The organism is Citrobacter sp. ABFQG (assembly GCF_004322975.1).
Lineage (GTDB): Bacteria > Pseudomonadota > Gammaproteobacteria > Enterobacterales > Enterobacteriaceae > Citrobacter > Citrobacter freundii.
On the sequence record NZ_CP036435.1, the window covers coordinates 4,509,424 to 4,527,984 of the forward strand.

An 18,561-nucleotide genomic window follows, 5' to 3' on the forward strand; every position below is an offset into this window, starting at 1 on the left:
ACCTGCCGGATGACGATGCCAGGACATCTTATCCGGCCTACCAGAGATATCTTCCGGTAGGCCGGTGGAGCGATTACTGTACGCGCGCCAGCGCCACCGCCTGACCTAACTGCCAGACTGCCATCGCGTAATGCGTGCTGTGGTTATAGCGGGTAATCGTGTAGAAGTTCGGCAACCCATACCAGTACTGATAACCCGTGCCAATATCCAGGCGCAGCAGGCTGGCCTGCTGATGATTCCCCAACGACTGCTGCGGCGTCAGACCCGCGGCAGCAAGCTGAGAAATGCTGTACTGGGTTTTAAAACCGTTCGCAAGCCCAGGTGCCTGACCATTTGCCGGAACCGCGACCGTATCGCCTTTCACCCAGCCGTGGCCCTTGAAGTAGTTCGCCACACTACCGATGGCATCAACCGGATCCCACAGGTTAATGTGTCCATCGCCATTGAAATCAACGGCATATTGTTTATAGGAAGACGGCATAAACTGGCCGTATCCCATTGCCCCCGCGAAAGAACCTTTCAAATCAAGCGGATCGTCGCTTTCATCTCGCGCCATCAGCAGGAAGGTTTCCAGTTCACCAGAGAAGTATTCCGCACGACGAGGATAGTTAAACGACAGCGTCGCCAACGCATCCAGAATCCGCGTTTTACCCATCACGCGGCCCCAGCGAGTCTCTACGCCAATAATACCGACAATAATTTCCGGCGGAACTCCGTAGACCTGCCACGCACGGTTCAGCGCATCTTCATATTGATTCCAGAAAGCCACGCCGTTTTGCACGTTGTCAGGTGTGATGAACTGTTTGCGATAGCGCAGCCATGCGCCGTTAGGTCCGGCTGGCGGTTGAGTCGTCGGTGCCTGGCGGTCCATCAAACGCAATACCGAGTCCAGACGCTTGGCCTGCGACAGGATCTCCTGCAGCTGCTGGCGGTCGAAGCCGTGCTTGTTCACCATTTTCTCGATGAACTGCTGCGCGTTCGGATTATTGGCAAAATCGCCGCCCGTTTGCATGACGTTGTGCTGTGGCTCAAGCAGGAAGCCGCCGGATGGCGCACCCGTAGTCGTTTGAGTCTCTGAAGGTTTAGGTTTGCTGCTACAGGCAGCGAGCAGTACGAAAAGGGGGAGTAACGCTACATAACGACGCTTGAACATGAGACATCCATTAAACAAATTCAGCCTGGGAGAAGTATGGTAAAGCATCCTCCGCCATACAAGGAAGCGGTAGTCGCTCTCCTTCACAGAATTTACATCCCCTTTCATCTCTGACCATCACATTTGCGAGCTTTCACGCAAAAACTTTCAAATTAAAATATTTATCTTTTATTTTGAGATCAAAATAACACTTTTATATCTTTCAATCTGATTAAAATCAGCCACCGTTTGGCAAGATAACTAAAAATCCCTACAGGAGAGAATAATGATCGACACCATCACACTCGGTGCTGAGTGGTTTATCGGGCTGTTCCAGAAAGGCGGAGAAGTGTTTACCGGCATGGTGACCGGTATTCTGCCACTGCTGATCAGTCTGCTGGTCATCATGAATGCGCTGATTAACTTTATCGGTCAGCAGCGTATTGAACGTTTTGCCCAGCGTTGCGCCGGAAACCCGCTATCCCGCTATTTGCTACTGCCGTGCATCGGCACATTTGTATTTTGTAACCCAATGACGCTGAGTCTGGGTCGCTTTATGCCAGAAAAATACAAGCCCAGTTACTACGCCGCCGCGTCTTACAGTTGCCATTCCATGAACGGCTTATTCCCGCACATCAACCCCGGCGAACTGTTTGTCTATCTGGGGATCGCCAGCGGACTGACCACGCTGGGGCTTCCGCTTGGCCCACTGGCGGTGAGCTATTTGCTGGTCGGTCTGGTGACCAACTTCTTCCGTGGCTGGGTGACCGATTTCACCACCACTATCTTCGAGAAAAAAATGGGCATTCAACTTGAGCAAAAGGTACATCTGGCGGGAGCAACATCATGACACGTATTCGTATTGAAAAAGGCACCGGCGGCTGGGGTGGCCCGCTTGAACTGGATGCCGTTCCGGGCAAGAAAATTGTCTATATCACCGCAGGAACTCGCCCCGCGATCGTCGACAGGATAGCAAGCCTGACCGGCTGGCAGGCCGTTGATGGCTTCAAAGAGGGCGAGCCGCCGGAGAGCGAAATTGGTGTGGCGATCATCGACTGCGGCGGCACGCTGCGCTGTGGGATCTACCCTAAACGCCGTATACCGACGGTGAATATTCACGCTACGGGTAAATCCGGCCCACTGGCTCAGTACATTGTCGAAGATATCTATGTCTCTGGCGTAAAAGAAGAAAACATTACCGTTGTCGGCGAAGCGTCCGCCACGCCAACGCCCGCAAGCAGCAGCATGGGACGCGATTACGACACCAGCAAGAAAATTACCGAGCAAAGCGATGGTCTGTTGGCAAAAGTCGGAATGGGCATGGGTTCAGCCGTTGCGGTTCTGTTCCAGGCCGGGCGCGACACTATTGATACCGTCCTGAAAACCATTCTGCCGTTTATGGCATTCGTCTCAGCACTGATCGGCATCATTATGGCTTCGGGTCTGGGAGACTGGATCGCCCATGGACTCGCACCACTGGCCAGCCATCCGCTGGGACTGGTCACGCTGGCACTGATCTGCTCTTTCCCACTGCTTTCGCCTTTCCTCGGCCCCGGTGCGGTCATCGCCCAGGTTATCGGAGTGCTGATCGGTGTACAGATTGGTTTGGGGAATATTCCCCCACATCTGGCGCTACCTGCCCTGTTCGCCATTAACGCCCAGGCCGCATGTGACTTTATTCCTGTCGGGTTGTCGCTGGCCGAAGCGCGTCAGGACACGGTCCGCGTCGGCGTGCCATCCGTTCTGGTGAGCCGCTTTCTGACCGGCGCGCCAACCGTTCTCATCGCCTGGTTTGTTTCCGGCTTTATTTACCAATAAGAGGCACTCAAAAATGACCGTGATTTATCAAACCACCATCACCCGTATCGGCCAGAGCGCCCCGGATGCATTGTGCGACCAGATGCTGATTACCTTTCGTGAAGGCGCGCCCGCGGATATCGAGGAGTTTTGCTTCATCCATTGCCACGGCGAGCTGAACGGTTCGTTGCAAGCTGGGATCCAGTTTGAACTAGGCCAGCATCACTACCCGGTCACCGCCGTTGGCAGCGTGGCGGAACAAAACTTACGTGAACTCGGGCATATCACTCTGCGCTTTGACGGACTGAGTGAAGCGGAATTCCCCGGTACCGTACACGTTGCAGGTCCCGTACCGGACGGTATTACGCCGGGCTGTATTTTGAAGTTTGTTGCTTAAGATTGAAGGAGATAAAGATGAATCAGGTTGCCGTTGTCATTGGTGGAGGCCAGACCCTTGGGGCATTCCTTTGCCGTGGGCTTGCGACAGAAGGATACCGCGTCGCGGTGGTGGATATTCAAAGCGATAAAGCCGCCAACGTGGCGCAAGAAATTAACGCCGAGTTTGGCGAAGGCACCGCCTACGGTTTTGGCGCAGATGCCACCAGCGAACAGAGCGTGCTGGCACTGTCGCGCGGAGTGGATGAAATATTCGGTCGTGTTGATCTGCTGGTTTACAGCGCGGGTATCGCTAAAGCCGCGTTTATCAGCGACTTTCAGCTTGGGGATTTCGACCGCTCGCTGCAGGTCAATCTGGTTGGCTACTTCCTCTGTGCACGTGAATTCTCACGCCTGATGATCCGCGATGGCGTGCAGGGACGCATTATCCAGATCAACTCCAAATCAGGGAAAGTGGGCAGCAAACACAATTCAGGCTATAGCGCGGCAAAATTTGGCGGCGTGGGCTTAACCCAGTCACTGGCGCTGGATCTGGCGGAATACGGCATTACCGTGCATTCACTGATGCTCGGCAATCTGTTGAAATCACCGATGTTCCAGTCGTTATTACCGCAATATGCAACCAAACTTGGCCTTAAGCCAGATGAAGTTGAGCAGTACTACATTGATAAGGTTCCGCTTAAGCGCGGCTGCGATTATCAGGACGTGCTAAACATGCTGCTGTTTTACGCCAGTCCGAAAGCCTCTTACTGTACCGGGCAGTCCATCAACGTCACCGGCGGTCAGGTGATGTTTTAATGTTGAATTGCCGGATGGCGTCTGCGCTTATCCGGCAAAATCAAAGGAGTACAAAATGGTTTCCGCACTGATTACCGTCGCCGCTATCGCCTGGTGTCTACAACTGGCGCTTGGTGGCTGGCAAATATCCCGCTTTAACCGGGCGTTTGATAGGCTTTGCCAACAGGGTCGGGTTGGTGTTGGTCGCTCCGGTGGGCGTTTTAAACCGCGCGTGGTAGTCGCCATCGCGCTAAATGAGCAGCAGCGGGTGACCGACACGTTATTTATGAAAGGTCTTACGGTATTCGCCAGACCCGGCAAAATTGCCACGATAACCGGCAAACATCTTGATGATTTACAGCCTGATGTGATCTTTCCCCATGATCCGTTAGCACAGAATGCACTATCATTGGCGCTTAAACTGAAACATGGGTAATTTCGTTGTGAATGCTAATAGCTTGCGAAATTATCATTTTGCAACCTATACCCCAAATAATTCGAGTTGCAGGAAGACCAACGCACATGCAGCTTGAAGTATGACGGGTAAATACATAAGTCAGGGTAATCACGCCTATGAAACCTCGTCAGCGTCAGGCTGCCATATTGGAGCACCTGCAAAAGCAGGGAAAATGCTCGGTTGAAGAACTGGCCCACTACTTTGACACGACTGGCACGACCATTCGCAAAGACCTGGTCATTCTGGAGAACGCCGGAACCGTCATTCGTACCTATGGCGGCGTGGTATTAAATAAAGACGAATCCGATCCGCCAATCGATCACAAAACGCTAATTAATACGCATAAAAAAGAGCAGATTGCCGAAGCTGCCGTCCGTTTTATACACGATGGCGACTCTATTATTCTGGATGCGGGCAGCACCGTACTGCAGATGGTGCCGATGCTCACACGCTTTAGCAACATCACCGTCATGACCAACAGTCTGCACATTGTTAACGCCCTTTCGGAGCTGGACAACGAGCAAACCATCCTGATGCCGGGCGGGACCTTTCGCAAAAAATCTGCGTCATTTCACGGTCAGCTGGCAGAAAACGCCTTTGAGCAGTTCAGCTTTGATAAACTCTTCATGGGTACCGACGGCATTGACCTCAATGCCGGCGTGACCACTTTTAATGAGGTGTTTAGCGTCAGTAAAGCGATGTGTAATGCCGCTCGCGAAGTGATTCTGATGGCTGACTCGTCAAAATTTGGGCGCAAAAGCCCTAATGTTGTATGCAGTCTGGAAAGCGTCGACAAGCTGATTACCGATGCAGGTATCGACCCTGCATTTCGTCAGGCGCTGGAAGCAAAAGGGATTGAAGTGATCATAACCGGAGAAACCAATGAGTGATGCACTACTGAACGCGGGCCGTCAGACGTTAATGCTGGAACTACAGGAAGCCAGCCGTTTGCCTGAGCGACTGGGCGATGATTTTGTCCGCGCCGCCAATACTATCATCCACTGTGAAGGCAAAGTCATTGTCTCCGGTATTGGTAAATCAGGTCATATTGGCAAAAAAATTGCGGCGACCCTCGCCAGTACCGGCACGCCTGCCTTTTTTGTGCATCCGGCGGAAGCGCTGCACGGTGACTTAGGGATGATCGAAAGCCGTGATGTCATGCTGTTTATCTCCTACTCCGGCGGTGCGAAAGAGCTGGATCTCATCATTCCGCGCCTGGAAGACAAATCCGTCGCCCTGCTGGCAATGACCGGAAAACCGACCTCACCGTTGGGCCTGGCCGCCAAAGCCGTGCTGGATATTTCCGTTGAACGCGAAGCCTGTCCGATGCGCCTGGCACCGACGTCCAGTACCGTAAATACGTTGATGATGGGCGATGCGCTGGCAATCGCCGTAATGCAGGCGCGCGGCTTTAACGAGGAAGATTTTGCCCGCTCGCATCCGGCAGGTGCGCTGGGCGCTCGTCTGTTAAATAAAGTGCATCATCTGATGCGCCGTGACGATGCCATCCCGCAGGTGACGCTTACCACCAGCGTCATGGACGCGATGCTGGAGCTCAGCCGCACGGGTCTTGGCCTGGTCGCGGTCTGCGACGACCAGTCACTGGTGAAAGGGGTCTTTACCGACGGCGACCTGCGCCGCTGGCTGGTTGGCGGCGGAGCGCTCACCACTCAGGTTAGCGAAGCAATGACCCAGAATGGCATTACACTGCAGGCGCAGAGCCGCGCGATTGACGCCAAAGAGATCCTGATGAAGCGCAAAATCACTGCCGCCCCGGTGGTCGATGAAAACGGTAAACTCACCGGTGCTATCAACCTGCAGGATTTCTATCAGGCCGGTATTATCTAATCCTTCAACCCCAGACGCTTCGCCAGCCGGTGCAGGTTGGCGACGTCTGTTTCCAGCGCCCGCGCACTTGCCGCCCAACTATGGTTATTTTGTGCCAGCGCCCGGCGGATCATCTCCCGCTGGAACGACTCTGTTGCTTCACGCAGGTTGTGATGCTGTGGGATCTCCGCAACAACTTCCGCCGTCGGTGTTACTGGCGCTTCATCCTGCAGGGCAAAATGCTGCGCCTCCAGCACCACTTCATCCCCTGCCCTGGTCGCCCTTGCCAGAACCACCGCGCGGTGAATGGCATGTTCCAGCTCGCGCACATTCCCGGGCCAGGCGTAGCTCAACAGATGACTACGCGCACCGGGGCTTAACACCACGCGGGACAGTCCCAGCCGCAGCCGACATTGCTCGCAAAAATAGCCTGCCAGCAGCACCACGTCTTCACCGCGTTCACGAAGAGGCGGTACCGAAAGGGGAAAGACGCTCAGCCGGTGGAACAAATCCGCACGGAAATTCCCGGCCAACACCTCTTCGCGTAAATCACGGTTCGTCGCCGCCAGCACTCGCACATCCACGCGCAAGCTGCGATCGTCACCCACGCGCTGAATATCACCGTACTGCAATACGCGCAGCAGCTTAGCCTGTAGCGCCAGCGAGAGTTCGCCTATCTCGTCGAGAAATAGCGTTCCATTGTCGGCCATTTCAAACTTACCGCTACGATTGCTGATAGCCCCGGTAAACGCGCCTTTTACGTGACCAAACAGTTCGCTTTCGGCAACGCTTTCCGGCAACGCCGCGCAGTTCAGATACACCAGTGGATTCACCGCGCGCGGTGAACCTTCATGGATAGCTTTAGCCACCAGCTCCTTCCCGGTCCCTGTTTCGCCGCTAATCAGCACGTTGAGATCGGACCCCGCCACAATCTCTATCTCTTTTTTCAACTGCATCATATTGGGCGACAGGCCAATCATCTGGGTTTCCGTCACCTGCTCGAAAGCCGTCGACGAACCTGGCAGCATATTCTGGCTTTCCAGCTGTTCAATCAGCAACGCATTGCTCAATGCGCCAGCCGCCAGCGCGGCAATCAGCCTAAGCTCCTCATCGCTGAAAACATCGAACTGATCGGGCTCCATGCCATCCAGGGTTAACGCACCAATCAAATTTTGACCGGCGAACAACGGCAGTCCAATACAGGCATGCACCTTCAGACTCTCCTGCCCCGGAATCAGACCATCATACGGGTCTGGCAAATCGCTGTCGGCAGGGAAACGAACCACGTCCCCGGCGCGGGCAATCGCCTCCAGACGCGGATGCCCTTCCAGAGTAAAGCGTCTGCCGAGAACATCCTGCGCCAGCCCATCGATCGCCAGCGGAATAAACTGTCGCGACTCGTAGCGCAGCAGTGCCGACGCGTCGCACTCCAGCACCTGACGCAAGGTGGTTATCAGTCGTTGAAAACGGTCCTGATGCCCAATACCGCTTTGTAATTCAATGGCGATGCCCGCCAGCACGTCTACGGAAAAGCTCATGTCTACCTCATTGTCATTTTGACAATTAATATTGTCATATTGACAATAAAACATATAGTCATTTTGACTACCACCTTATAGGTGGTAAAACAACTAATCCTTTAAAATCAAACAAATAAAAAGTTGGCACGCAACCTGCAATTAGCAAAACATCTTTTTTGAAAAACGCTGAATTAATTGAGGTTGTTATGTCTATTCTGGTTAAAAATAACATTCATTGGGTTGGCCAACGTGACTGGGAAGTGCGTGATTTCCACGGAACTGAATACAAAACGCTGCGCGGCAGCAGCTACAACAGCTATCTCATCCGTGAAGAAAAAAATGTCCTGATCGATACAGTAGACCACAAGTTTAGTCGTGAATTCGTGCAGAACCTGCGCAGTGAAATTGACCTCGCGGATATCGACTACATCATCATTAACCACGCTGAAGAAGACCATGCCGGGGCGCTGACCGAGCTGATGTCCTGCATCCCGGACACGCCGATTTACTGCACCGCCAACGCCATTGACTCTATCAACGGGCACCACCATCACCCGGAATGGAACTTTAACGTAGTGAAAACCGGTGATTCGCTGGACATTGGTAACGGCAAGCAGCTGATCTTCGTTGAAACGCCGATGCTGCACTGGCCGGACAGTATGATGACCTACATGACCGGCGATGCGGTGCTGTTCAGTAACGACGCCTTCGGTCAGCACTACTGCGACGAACGTCTGTTTAACGACGAAGTTGACCAGACTGAACTGTTCGAACAGTGCCAGCGTTACTACGCCAACATCCTGACGCCATTCAGCCGTCTGGTTACACCGAAAATTACTGAGATCCTCGGCTTCAACCTGCCGGTCGATATGATTGCCACTTCCCATGGCGTGGTATGGCGCGACAACCCGACACAAATCGTTGAGCTGTACCTGAAATGGGCGGCGGATTATCAGGAAGACCGCATCACCATTTTCTACGACACCATGTCCAACAACACCCGCATGATGGCGGACGCGATTGCCCAGGGCATCAACGAAGTCGACCCGAACGTGGCGGTAAAAATCTTTAACGTCGCCCGCAGCGACAAAAACGAAGTTTTGACCAACGTCTTCCGCTCTAAAGGCGTGCTGGTCGGGACTTCCACAATGAACAACGTGATGATGCCGAAAATCGCCGGTCTGGTGGAAGAGATGACCGGCCTGCGTTTTCGTAACAAGCGTGCCAGCGCCTTTGGCTCGCACGGCTGGAGCGGCGGTGCAGTAGACCGTTTGTCCACGCGTTTGCAGGATGCAGGTTTCGAGATGTCACTGAGCCTGAAAGCGAAATGGCGTCCGGACCTGGATGCACTGGAACTGTGCCGCCAGCACGGCCGTGAAATCGCGCGTCAGTGGGCGCTGGCTCCATTGCCGGAAACAACCGTGAAAGCCGTCGCCCAGGAAGAAGCCTGTGCATGTGCCGCTGCGGCTGCCGCCGATCTTGGTCCAAGCATGCAGTGCAGCGTGTGCCAGTGGATTTACGATCCGGCGAAAGGCGAACCGTTGCAGGACGTTGCTCCGGGTACGCCATGGAGCGAAGTTCCGGACAACTTCCTGTGCCCGGAATGCTCACTAGGTAAAGACGTCTTCGACGTACTGGCAACGGAGGCAAAATGAGTCACGGCATTGTCATCATTGGTTCGGGCTTCGCCGCCCGCCAGTTAGTCAAAAATATCCGTAAGCAGGATGCGAATGTTCCGCTGACCTTGATTGCCGCGGACAGCATGGATGAGTACAACAAGCCCGATCTCAGCCATGTTATCAGTCAGTCGCAGCGTGCAGACGACCTCACCCGCCAGTCGGCGGGGGAGTTTGCCGAACAGTTTAATTTGCGCCTGTTCCCACATACCTGGGTAACCGACATCAACGCCGATGCCCACGTAGTGAAAAGTCAGGACAAGCAGTGGCAGTACGACAAGCTGGTGCTGGCGACGGGCGCTTCAGCCTTTGTACCACCGGTTACCGGACGTGAGTTAATGCTCACGTTGAACAGCCAACAAGAGTATCGCGCTTGTGAAACGCAGCTGCGTGACGCCCAGCGGGTGCTGATTGTCGGCGGCGGCTTGATTGGTAGTGAACTGGCGATGGATTTTTGTCGTGCCGGTAAAGCGGTAACGCTTATCGACAACGCTGCCAGCATTCTGGCTTCGCTGATGCCGCCAGAAGTCAGCAGTCGCTTACAGCATCGTCTGACCGATATGGGCGTACACCTGCTGCTGAAATCACAGCTCCAGAGTCTGGAGAAAACCAGCACCGGTATTCGCGCTACGCTCGATCGTAGCCGCAACGTAGAAGTCGATGCGGTGATTGCCGCCACCGGTCTGCGCCCGGAAACCGCACTGGCGCGTCGCGCCGGATTGAACATCAATCGTGGCGTCTGCGTCGACAGCTACCTGCAAACCAGCCACCCGGACATTTATGCTCTCGGCGACTGTGCGGAGATTAACGGTCAGGTGCTCCCGTTCCTGCAGCCGATTCAGCTGAGCGCCATGTATCTGGCGAAAAACCTGCTCGGCGGCAATGCGCCATTGAAACTGCCAGCCATGCTGGTAAAAGTCAAAACGCCAGAACTGCCTTTACATTTGGCCGGGGAAACCCAGCGCCGCGATCTGAACTGGCACATCGCCGCCGAAGCACAGGGGATGGTCGCAAGAGGGATGAACGACGAAGGCCAGCTGTGTGCGTTTGTCGTCAGTGAAGACCGCATGAAAGAGGCCTTTGCGCTGCTGAAAACGTTGCCCGTGTAAGTCTGTGATGCCGGATGGCGCCACTTCGCGGCTTATCCGGCCTACGACTTTGCCCGGCAACGCTGCTACTGATTTATTAACCTCACGCACATGGATGTGCGTTGCCACTTGTCGGTATGCCCCGACATGTTTTTCTTGCCCCGCCAGTCCCGGGGCTTTTTTTATTTTTGCGTCAACACCCGCGCCGCGGCAATCACGCCCTGTCCCAATGACAACCCGCCGTCGCCCGCCGGTAAACGCTGCGGGAACAGTAAGGTAAAATCACGCAGATAAAACGCCAGACGGGCCGACAATAAGCGGTTATGCATCACGCCACCGCTGAATACTAACGTTTTAATTCCGCGCGCTTCGGCCTGCTCACGCATCAGCGTGGCAAAACCACACGCCAGCGCGTCGTGAAACGCCCACGCTCTTTCTGCAGGGTCGGTCTGCCAGATCAGCCATTGCTGCCAAAAAATCGCTAAGTCCAGTTGATTGCCATTAAGCGGCACCGTAACAGGGTGATCAACGCCTGCACACTGCGATGCCAGCGCCTCCAGCGCACAGGCCGCCTCACCTTCATAACTCAACGATTCCGGCGCACAATGCAACGCGGCGGCAACCGCATCAAACAAGCGCCCACACGACGATGCCAGCGGGGCATTGATTCCCCGCTCGATGGCGCGCGCCAGTACGTTCCAGTTTTGATGCTGTAGCCCCGATGTTTCCGGGTAACGCTGCCAGTCAGGAACAAAACGCAGGCACTGCGCGAGCAGATTGCGCCATGGCTGTTTTGCCGCTAAATCGCCACCCGCCAGCGCTACCGCCGGTAAGCCGCCAAGGTGTTCGCATTCACGATAGTTGACCCGCAGACATTCGCCGCCCCACAGCTCGCCATTTTCCCCCATACCAATGCCGTCCAGCGTCAGAGCAATCACATCGCCGCCATCGAGCGGCCAGCCGTGCTCGGCAAGACATGCAGCGGCATGAGCATGGTGATGCAATACCGTTTCGGTTGGCAGATTCATTTCGCTGGCCCACTGGCTGGAAACATAGCCAGGGTGGGCATCATGCACGATACGCTGTGGCGTAAAATCATAAATATTCTGGATCAGGCGTAGCGCATCACGCCACTGCTGCTGAATGCCGTCATCGCTGAGATCGCCTAAATGCTGGCTGATAACCGCCTGTTCGCCACGCACCAGGCAGAAGGTATTTTTCAGATCCGCGCCTAAGCACAGCATCGGCGGCACGTCGCGAAATCCTGGCGGCAGCGCGACCGCATCCGGCACGTACCCCCGGGAACGACGCAGCATTTCCCCGCTATCACGCACCACGGAGTCATCCATCCGCTGCACAATTTCGCGGTTATGCAGCAGGAAACCATCAGCAATCGCACTTAAATCTTCCAGCGCCTGGGCGTTGGTAATGGCCGGAGGCCTGCCGCTGAGGTTGCCGGAGGTCATCACCAGTGGACAATTCATCTCTTGTAAGAGCAAATGCTGCAACGGATTCGCGGGCAGCATGACGCCCACTTCCGTTAACCCTGGCGCAATGCCCTCGCTCAATGCAGCGACATAGCGTTTCTGCACCAGCACGATCGGCGCAGCAGGTGTAGTCAGCAAACGACGAGCAGGTTCGGGCAGTCCGTCATCACCTGGCAGCATTACCGCCAGCGGTTTCGCCGGACGGTGTTTACGCAGCCTGAGCAGCGCGACAGCGTCATCATTGCGCGCATCGCACACCAGATGAAACCCACCAATGCCTTTAACCGCCACAATACCGCCTGCTTTCAGTCGCGATACCGCCGCCTGCAGCGCCTCTTCTTTCACTGCCCGCTCATCCGTGCTGAGCCACTCAAGATGAGGGCCGCACGCCGGACAGGCAACGGGCTGGGCATGGAAGCGACGATCATACGGGTCACGATACTCTTTGTCGCATTGCGCACAGAGTGGGAACGACGCCATCACGGTGAACGGGCGGTCATAGGGCATGGCGCGGATAATCGTAAAGCGTGGACCACAGTGGGTGCAGTTGATAAAGGGGTATCGGTAGCGACGTTCGCCGGGGGTGTTCATTTCAACAAGGCATTCGGGACAGGTCGCGGCATCCGGAACGATTTGCGTATTCATCGTACCGCCAGCACTTTGACGAATCGAGAAATCGGCAGGTTGCTGCATCCAGGCGAATGCTTCGCTCTCAACGCTGTCAATGCGCGCCAGCGGTGGGCAGTGTTGATGTAACTGCGCAATAAATACCGCCGGATCTTCCTGTAAGCGCACAACCACACCGTCACCGTCGTTACACACATCGCCATGCAGTTGTAACCGCTGCGCCAGTTGCCAGACGTAGGGGCGAAATCCGACGCCCTGTACTTTGCCGCGAATACGCAACTGTACGCCGGAGTGGTTGTTTATTGTCATTAGATTATTCCCGCAGTCATCAATCCCGGTTAGCCTGATGGCGCGATGCTTATCAGGCCTACGGGGATGCGAACAGTAGGCCGGATAAGGCGAAGCCGCCATCCGGCATAAGTACTACCGTATTTTACGCGGATTTTCAGATATCAGAACAGCAAAGATGCGGTGGAATCCAGCGCCGCGCGACGGCGTTTTTCCGCGCTAAGTTGCTCAAGCTTATTGCGATCTACATAAATCAGCGCGTGAGTCGGGCACACTTCCATACAGGCAGGACCGGCCTCGCGATGGTGGCACAGGTCGCACTTATTGGCTTCAGCTTTTTCTGCACGGACGTTCAGACCCGCGCCGCTGTTACGCACAACCGGACGCACGACCACTTCCATTGCGCCGTAAGGACAAGCCACAACGCAAGTTTTACAGCCAATGCAGCGTTCCTGCATTACGTGAACAAAACCTTTATCGCGGCTGATCGCACCGTTCGGGCAGACGTTAGCGCACGGCGCGTCTTCACACTGGCGGCACAGCGTCGCCGTAGAGACATTAACGCCTTTGATGACGTGAATGCGGGGTAAAAAAGTTTCAGGGGTCAGCGATGCGCAGTCCTGGTTATCCTGATGGGATACCACGCAGGCCACTTCACAGGTACGGCAACCAATGCATTTATTGGCGTCTGCAATGATGAAACGGTTCATCAATTTCTCCAGCAATGACAGAATATCTGCCGAAGCATTCACAAATCGTGCCAGAATTTAATTCACTGTTATTAAAGGAATTTTATTTTGATGGACGCAAGAAGGGCGTGTCATCGTCACTAGTGACGATGACAAATGACAGCCGTCAGCGCGAAGCGGGCGGCGCAACTGAGTCGCGCTGGATGAGTTCACCGGTGAAAGTCTTTGGCGGCGTAAACGCCCCGTCACCCAACATAAAGATCAGGCGCCCAATCGTTTCCTGAATCATTTCTGTTACCGGAATTTTAACGCTGGAAAGCGCCGGAATAGTGTATGCCGCGAGGGCGATATCATCAAAGCCAATCACCGACACCTGTGCAGGAACGCTCACGCCATGCTCGTGCAACTGCTTCATCGCGCCGATCGCCATATCGTCATTACTGGCCACCAGCGCGGTAAAATTGACCTTGCGCGAAAGCAAAGTATCCACACCCGCTGCGCCGCAGGCTGGCGTCCATTTCCCTTTAACAATCAGATCATTATTTAGCGCGATACCATGATGTGCCAGCGCGTCTTTATAGCCTGAAAGTCGCTCCAAGCCTGTTGGAGAATCCATCGAGCCGGTAATAAAACCAATCTCTTTATGCCCAGCGGCAATGAGCTGAGTAACGGCGTTAAAGCTGGTCTGCTTTTGATCACACCATACGCTGTGGCTACTGTTTTTCCGCAGGCGTCGATTAAGCACCATAATCGGCTGGCTGTGGGTATCGATGATATCGTCTATCTCATCCACGCTGAGAAAACGCGGATAAATCATAATCGCGTCACAGCGCAGGTCGAGCAGGTACTGGATCGCCTGGCGCTCTTCCTCAGCGCTATGCTTACCGTCAGCCAGCAACAACTGGCGTCCTTTATCTTCCGCCATCCGCGCGGTATGAAACAGCAGCTCGCTGAAATAGACGCCGTGATAAAGGGTATTTGTTACCACCAGGCCCAGCGTCTGCGTGGTTTTCGCCGCCAGACTGCGCGCCAGCAAGTTTGGGCGGTAACCACTCTCTTCAATGGCCTGAAACACGCGGTCTTTGGTCTCCTGGCTGACGTAGCCGTTCCCGGAAAGCACCCGGGAAACTGTCGCTTTCGACACCCCGGCACGCTTCGCCACCTCCAGCATCGTGGTCATATTACTCATCCCTATTCTCTCAATGTGACGCAGTGTACTGCACCATTTCGCCGCTGTCCTTGCTGCTAAATCGCAGACGCTGACATCTGGTGATCGGAGTCACAATTACAAAAAATGATCAAAATTAAATCTTGCTCATTACTCATATTTTAAACATGATTTTGTGGAACCGGTTTCCTATCTGCGTTTCATAACCCAGAAAAGCGACCCAACGTAAACGGATAAAACATAACGTACCCTACTGATAAAACAGGATTAAATCCGATGTCCAAGAATTATGCAGCGCTGGCGCGCTCCGTTGTGACGGCTCTGGGAGGCGTCGACAACATCACAGCAGTGACCCACTGTATGACCCGTTTGCGTTTCGTTATCAAAGATGACTCGCAGGTCGACAGCGCGACGCTGAAGACGCTTTCTGGCGTACTTGGCGTGGTGCGTAGCGATAACCAGTGCCAGGTGATCATCGGCAACACCGTTTCGCAGGCGTATCGCGAAGTGGTCAGCCTGTTGCCTGCCAATATGCAGCCTGCTGAGCCGCAAACCAAACCCCGACTGACGCTGAAGCGGATTGGCGCGGGGATCCTCGACGCGCTGATCGGCACCATGTCGCCGTTGATCCCGGCAATTATCGGCGGATCAATGCTCAAACTGCTGGCAATGATCCTCGAAATGACCGGCGTGCTGGAGAAAGGATCGTCCACGCTCACCATTCTGACCGTTATCGGTGACGGCGCATTTTTCTTCCTGCCGCTGATGGTCGCCGCGTCGGCCGCTATCAAATTCAAAACCAACATGTCGCTGGCAATCGCCATCGCGGGCGTACTGGTGCATCCCAGCTTCATCGATCTGATGGCGAAGGCTGCGCAGGGTGAGCACGTTGAGTTTGCCCTAATCCCGGTGACGGCAGTGAAATACACCTACACGGTGATCCCGGCGCTGGTGATGACCTGGTGCCTGTCATACATCGAACGTTGGGTCGATCGCATCACTCCGGCGGTAACCAAAAACTTCCTTAAACCAATGCTAATCGTGCTGATCGCCGCGCCGCTCGCCATCGTCATCATTGGCCCGATCGGTATCTGGATCGGTAGCGCAATTTCAGCGCTGGTCTATACCATTCACGGCTATCTCGGCTGGCTGTCGGTGGCCATTATGGGCGCACTGTGGCCGCTGCTGGTAATGACCGGTATGCACCGTGTCTTTACGCCAACCATTATTCAGACCATTGCCGAAACCGGAAAAGAAGGCATGGTGATGCCGTCAGAAATCGGCGCCAACTTGTCGTTAGGTGGTTCATCGCTGGCAGTAGCATGGAAAACCAAAAACCCGGAACTGCGTCAGACGGCGTTAGCGGCAGCCGCCTCCGCCATCATGGCGGGGATTTCCGAACCTGCGCTGTATGGCGTAGCGATCCGCCTGAAACGACCACTGATTGCGAGTCTTATCAGCGGTTTTATCTGCGGTGCCGTTGCCGGAATGGCCGGACTTGCAAGCCACTCCATGGCAGCTCCTGGCCTGTTCACCAGCGTCCAGTTTTTCGATCCGGCCAATCCGATGACTATCGTTTGGGTATTTGGCGTGATGGCGCTGGCGGTAGTGCTTTCCTTTGTATTAACGCTGATTCTCGGCTTTGAAGATATCCCTGTCGAAGATGCAGCCGCGCAGGCCAGAAAAAACCAGGCCGCACAACCGGGCAATATCAATGGAGCCAGCATTTGACTGGTATGAACTGAGGTTAATTATGTCTGTTTTTCCACAAGGATTTTTATGGGGCGGCGCACTGGCCGCCAACCAGTCTGAAGGGGCATACCGGGAAGGCGGCAAAGGACTGACTACCGTCGATATGATCCCCCACGGCACACATCGGATGCCCGTCAAGCTGGGTCAGGAAAAGCGCTTTGCGCTGCGGGATAACGAATTTTATCCTAGCCATCAGGCGATCGACTTTTATCATCGCTATAAAGAAGATATCGCGCTGATGGCGGAAATGGGTTTTACGGTATTTCGTACTTCCATTGCCTGGAGCCGTCTCTACCCTAACGGCGATGAGCTGATGCCGAATGAAGAGGGCATAGCGTTTTACCAGAGCGTGTTTGCCGAGTGTAAAAAATACGGTATTGAGCCATTAGTCACGCTGTGTCACTTCGATGTGCCAATGCATCTGGTCACCGAGTACGGCTCCTGGCGTAACCGCAAAATGGTTGAGTTCTTTACCCGCTACGCCCGTACCTGCTTCGAGGCCTTTGACGGTCTGGTGAAGTACTGGCTGACGTTCAACGAAATCAACATTATGCTGCACAGCCCCTTTTCAGGCGCCGGGCTGGTATTTGAAGAAGGTGAAAATCAGGATCAGGTGAAATATCAGTCCGCTCACCACGAACTGATAGCCAGCGCCCTGGCGACTAAAATAGCCCATGAAATTAATCCGCAAAACCAGGTCGGTTGTATGCTGGCTGGCGGTAATTTTTATCCTTATTCGTGTAAGCCGGAAGATGTGTGGACCGCGCTGGAAAAAGACCGCGAAAACCTGTTCTTTATTGATGTGCAGGCGCGCGGGGCCTACCCGGCTTATTCTGCCCGCGTGTTTCGCGACAAAGGCGTGGTCATAGAAAAAGCCCCAGAAGATGACGACATCCTGAAAAACACCGTCGATTTCGTCTCGTTCAGCTATTACGCATCGCGCTGCGCCTCGGCGGAAATGAACACCGGCAATACCAGCGCCGCCAACGTGGTGAAGTCGCTGCGTAATCCGTATATTGCGGCCAGCGAATGGGGCTGGGGCATCGATCCGCTTGGTCTGCGCATCACCATGAATATGATGTATGACCGCTACCAGAAACCGCTATTTCTGGTGGAGAACGGGCTGGGAGCGAAGGATGAAATCGATGCCAATGGTGAGATCAATGACGACTATCGCATTAGCTATTTACGCGAACATATTCGCGCCATGGCAGACGCGATTGAAGATGGCGTGCCCCTGATGGGTTACACCACCTGGGGCTGTATCGATCTGGTTTCTGCCTCAACCGGTGAGATGAGCAAACGCTACGGTTTTGTGTATGTGGACCGCGATGACGCGGGCAACGGCACGCTGGCGCGCACCCGTAAGAAATCATTCTGGTGGTACAAAAAAGTGATCGCCAGCAACGGCGCCGATCTGGCATAACAGATCTGCCGGAGGGGATTACAGTCTTCCGGCAGAATTACATATTTCCATTTATTACATTCCAGATGTGGAATCGTCCTTCCAGTTTCAGGTTTGCCCTCATCCTTTTTTACTGGCATTTTATTCAGTAGTTTTTAATCCTGGCCGTTCACCACAAGGAAGCGTGCATGTTTGATAAAAAGGGTAAATCAGCAGAGGTAATCACCAAACCGGTACGTCGCTTGAAAGTCAGCTATGTCAGAAAACGCCATGAAGATCCAAAAACGGGTTACACGCGACGAATCAGTCGGCACGCCTCGCTCACGCTGAACGGCGACTGGCTGGAACAAGCTGGATTTCCGACCGGTACAGCAGTGAATGTATCAGTGATGCAGGGGAAATTAATTATTGAGCAGGCAATTAAATGACGAGGATACACTGGGAAAACAGGCCGGATGTCGTTCACATCCGGCAC

General features: G+C 54.4%; 17 protein-coding genes. 12 read left to right on the forward strand and 5 right to left on the reverse strand.

The features are described 5' to 3' along the window. Window positions 1-73 precede the first annotated feature (73 nt). On the reverse strand, window positions 74-1,153 hold the full coding sequence (gene mltB, locus WN16_RS22130) for a lytic murein transglycosylase B (RefSeq protein ID WP_003037336.1): 1,080 nt from the start codon (window positions 1,151-1,153) through the stop codon (window positions 74-76). A 265-nt stretch (window positions 1,154-1,418) separates the two neighbouring features. On the opposite strand from mltB, the gene srlA reads away from it, so the two are divergent. The 7 genes from srlA (at window position 1,419) to gutQ (ending at window position 6,407) form a co-directional block, all read left to right on the forward strand. Then, entirely contained in the window at window positions 1,419-1,982 is a 564-nt protein-coding gene (gene srlA, locus WN16_RS22135; RefSeq protein WP_003037339.1) for a PTS glucitol/sorbitol transporter subunit IIC, read from the forward strand. Next, window positions 1,979-2,950: a PTS glucitol/sorbitol transporter subunit IIB gene (locus WN16_RS22140; RefSeq protein ID WP_003840246.1), complete on the forward strand. Its 972-nt coding sequence runs from the start codon at window positions 1,979-1,981 to the stop codon at window positions 2,948-2,950. Before srlA ends, WN16_RS22140 begins: the two co-directional genes overlap by 4 nt. A gap of 13 nt (window positions 2,951-2,963) precedes the next feature. Beyond that, window positions 2,964-3,326, forward strand: a complete 363-nt coding sequence (gene srlB, locus WN16_RS22145; protein ID WP_044699689.1) for a PTS glucitol/sorbitol transporter subunit IIA — start codon at window positions 2,964-2,966, stop codon at window positions 3,324-3,326. Window positions 3,327-3,343: 17 nt separating this feature from the next. After that, window positions 3,344-4,123, forward strand: a complete 780-nt coding sequence (srlD, locus tag WN16_RS22150) for a sorbitol-6-phosphate dehydrogenase (RefSeq protein WP_003037345.1) — start codon at window positions 3,344-3,346, stop codon at window positions 4,121-4,123. A 55-nt stretch (window positions 4,124-4,178) separates the two neighbouring features. Beyond that, a complete protein-coding gene (gene gutM / locus WN16_RS22155; protein ID WP_003037348.1) occupies window positions 4,179-4,538 on the forward strand; it encodes a transcriptional regulator GutM in 360 nt (119 codons plus the stop codon). 137 nt (window positions 4,539-4,675) lie between these two features. Then, a complete protein-coding gene (locus WN16_RS22160) occupies window positions 4,676-5,449 on the forward strand; it encodes a DNA-binding transcriptional repressor (RefSeq protein ID WP_003037350.1) in 774 nt (257 codons plus the stop codon). Next, the gene (gutQ, locus tag WN16_RS22165) at window positions 5,442-6,407 is read left to right on the forward strand and encodes an arabinose-5-phosphate isomerase GutQ (protein ID WP_003037353.1); all 966 of its coding nucleotides are present in this window, start codon (window positions 5,442-5,444) and stop codon (window positions 6,405-6,407) included. The genes WN16_RS22160 and gutQ overlap by 8 nt, the downstream gene beginning before the upstream one ends. On the opposite strand, the gene norR is transcribed toward gutQ, so the two are convergent. Then, the gene (gene norR / locus WN16_RS22170) at window positions 6,404-7,924 is read right to left on the reverse strand and encodes a nitric oxide reductase transcriptional regulator NorR (protein WP_058842597.1); all 1,521 of its coding nucleotides are present in this window, start codon (window positions 7,922-7,924) and stop codon (window positions 6,404-6,406) included. The genes gutQ and norR overlap by 4 nt on opposite strands. A 188-nt stretch (window positions 7,925-8,112) precedes the next feature. Here norR and norV point away from each other — a divergent pair, with 188 nt between their 5' ends. Both norV and norW read left to right on the forward strand, forming a co-directional pair. After that, the gene (gene norV / locus WN16_RS22175; RefSeq protein ID WP_044699694.1) at window positions 8,113-9,561 is read left to right on the forward strand and encodes an anaerobic nitric oxide reductase flavorubredoxin; all 1,449 of its coding nucleotides are present in this window, start codon (window positions 8,113-8,115) and stop codon (window positions 9,559-9,561) included. Beyond that, window positions 9,558-10,691: an NADH:flavorubredoxin reductase NorW gene (norW, locus tag WN16_RS22180; RefSeq protein WP_044699695.1), complete on the forward strand. Its 1,134-nt coding sequence runs from the start codon at window positions 9,558-9,560 to the stop codon at window positions 10,689-10,691. The genes norV and norW overlap by 4 nt, the downstream gene beginning before the upstream one ends. A 161-nt stretch (window positions 10,692-10,852) precedes the next feature. On the opposite strand, the gene hypF is transcribed toward norW, so the two are convergent. From hypF to WN16_RS22195, 3 genes are all read right to left on the reverse strand, one after another. After that, entirely contained in the window at window positions 10,853-13,093 is a 2,241-nt protein-coding gene (gene hypF, locus WN16_RS22185) for a carbamoyltransferase HypF (RefSeq protein ID WP_044699697.1), read from the reverse strand. Between the two features lie 143 nt (window positions 13,094-13,236). Beyond that, window positions 13,237-13,782 (reverse strand): electron transport protein HydN, encoded by a 546-nt coding sequence (hydN, locus tag WN16_RS22190; RefSeq protein WP_003037366.1) that lies wholly within the window; start codon window positions 13,780-13,782, stop codon window positions 13,237-13,239. Window positions 13,783-13,927: 145 nt separating this feature from the next. Further along, entirely contained in the window at window positions 13,928-14,941 is a 1,014-nt protein-coding gene (locus tag WN16_RS22195; RefSeq protein ID WP_044699793.1) for a LacI family DNA-binding transcriptional regulator, read from the reverse strand. A gap of 264 nt (window positions 14,942-15,205) precedes the next feature. Here WN16_RS22195 and ascF point away from each other — a divergent pair, with 264 nt between their 5' ends. The 3 genes from ascF to WN16_RS22210 all read left to right on the forward strand — a co-directional run bounded on the left by ascF (window position 15,206) and on the right by WN16_RS22210 (window position 18,514). Then, a complete protein-coding gene (gene ascF / locus WN16_RS22200; RefSeq protein WP_003037374.1) occupies window positions 15,206-16,660 on the forward strand; it encodes a PTS cellobiose/arbutin/salicin transporter subunit IIBC in 1,455 nt (484 codons plus the stop codon). A 22-nt stretch (window positions 16,661-16,682) separates the two neighbouring features. Continuing rightward, window positions 16,683-18,107: a 6-phospho-beta-glucosidase gene (locus tag WN16_RS22205; protein ID WP_044699794.1), complete on the forward strand. Its 1,425-nt coding sequence runs from the start codon at window positions 16,683-16,685 to the stop codon at window positions 18,105-18,107. Window positions 18,108-18,274: 167 nt separating this feature from the next. Next, the gene (locus WN16_RS22210; protein ID WP_044699699.1) at window positions 18,275-18,514 is read left to right on the forward strand and encodes a SymE family type I addiction module toxin; all 240 of its coding nucleotides are present in this window, start codon (window positions 18,275-18,277) and stop codon (window positions 18,512-18,514) included. The last annotated feature ends 47 nt before the right edge of the window (window positions 18,515-18,561 follow it).

What these genes read in the sequence shown, in the direction of transcription:
- mltB (WP_003037336.1), bottom strand. Translation starts at nt 1,153, where the DNA reads ATGTTCAAGCGTCGTTATGTAGCGTTACTCCCCCTTTTCGTACTGCTC.
- srlA (WP_003037339.1), top strand. Translation starts at nt 1,419, where the DNA reads ATGATCGACACCATCACACTCGGTGCTGAGTGGTTTATCGGGCTGTTC.
- WN16_RS22140 (WP_003840246.1), top strand. Translation starts at nt 1,979, where the DNA reads ATGACACGTATTCGTATTGAAAAAGGCACCGGCGGCTGGGGTGGCCCG.
- srlB (WP_044699689.1), top strand. Translation starts at nt 2,964, where the DNA reads ATGACCGTGATTTATCAAACCACCATCACCCGTATCGGCCAGAGCGCC.
- srlD (WP_003037345.1), top strand. Translation starts at nt 3,344, where the DNA reads ATGAATCAGGTTGCCGTTGTCATTGGTGGAGGCCAGACCCTTGGGGCA.
- gutM (WP_003037348.1), top strand. Translation starts at nt 4,179, where the DNA reads ATGGTTTCCGCACTGATTACCGTCGCCGCTATCGCCTGGTGTCTACAA.
- WN16_RS22160 (WP_003037350.1), top strand. Translation starts at nt 4,676, where the DNA reads ATGAAACCTCGTCAGCGTCAGGCTGCCATATTGGAGCACCTGCAAAAG.
- gutQ (WP_003037353.1), top strand. Translation starts at nt 5,442, where the DNA reads ATGAGTGATGCACTACTGAACGCGGGCCGTCAGACGTTAATGCTGGAA.
- norR (WP_058842597.1), bottom strand. Translation starts at nt 7,924, where the DNA reads ATGAGCTTTTCCGTAGACGTGCTGGCGGGCATCGCCATTGAATTACAA.
- norV (WP_044699694.1), top strand. Translation starts at nt 8,113, where the DNA reads ATGTCTATTCTGGTTAAAAATAACATTCATTGGGTTGGCCAACGTGAC.
- norW (WP_044699695.1), top strand. Translation starts at nt 9,558, where the DNA reads ATGAGTCACGGCATTGTCATCATTGGTTCGGGCTTCGCCGCCCGCCAG.
- hypF (WP_044699697.1), bottom strand. Translation starts at nt 13,093, where the DNA reads ATGACAATAAACAACCACTCCGGCGTACAGTTGCGTATTCGCGGCAAA.
- hydN (WP_003037366.1), bottom strand. Translation starts at nt 13,782, where the DNA reads ATGAACCGTTTCATCATTGCAGACGCCAATAAATGCATTGGTTGCCGT.
- WN16_RS22195 (WP_044699793.1), bottom strand. Translation starts at nt 14,941, where the DNA reads ATGACCACGATGCTGGAGGTGGCGAAGCGTGCCGGGGTGTCGAAAGCG.
- ascF (WP_003037374.1), top strand. Translation starts at nt 15,206, where the DNA reads ATGTCCAAGAATTATGCAGCGCTGGCGCGCTCCGTTGTGACGGCTCTG.
- WN16_RS22205 (WP_044699794.1), top strand. Translation starts at nt 16,683, where the DNA reads ATGTCTGTTTTTCCACAAGGATTTTTATGGGGCGGCGCACTGGCCGCC.
- WN16_RS22210 (WP_044699699.1), top strand. Translation starts at nt 18,275, where the DNA reads ATGTTTGATAAAAAGGGTAAATCAGCAGAGGTAATCACCAAACCGGTA.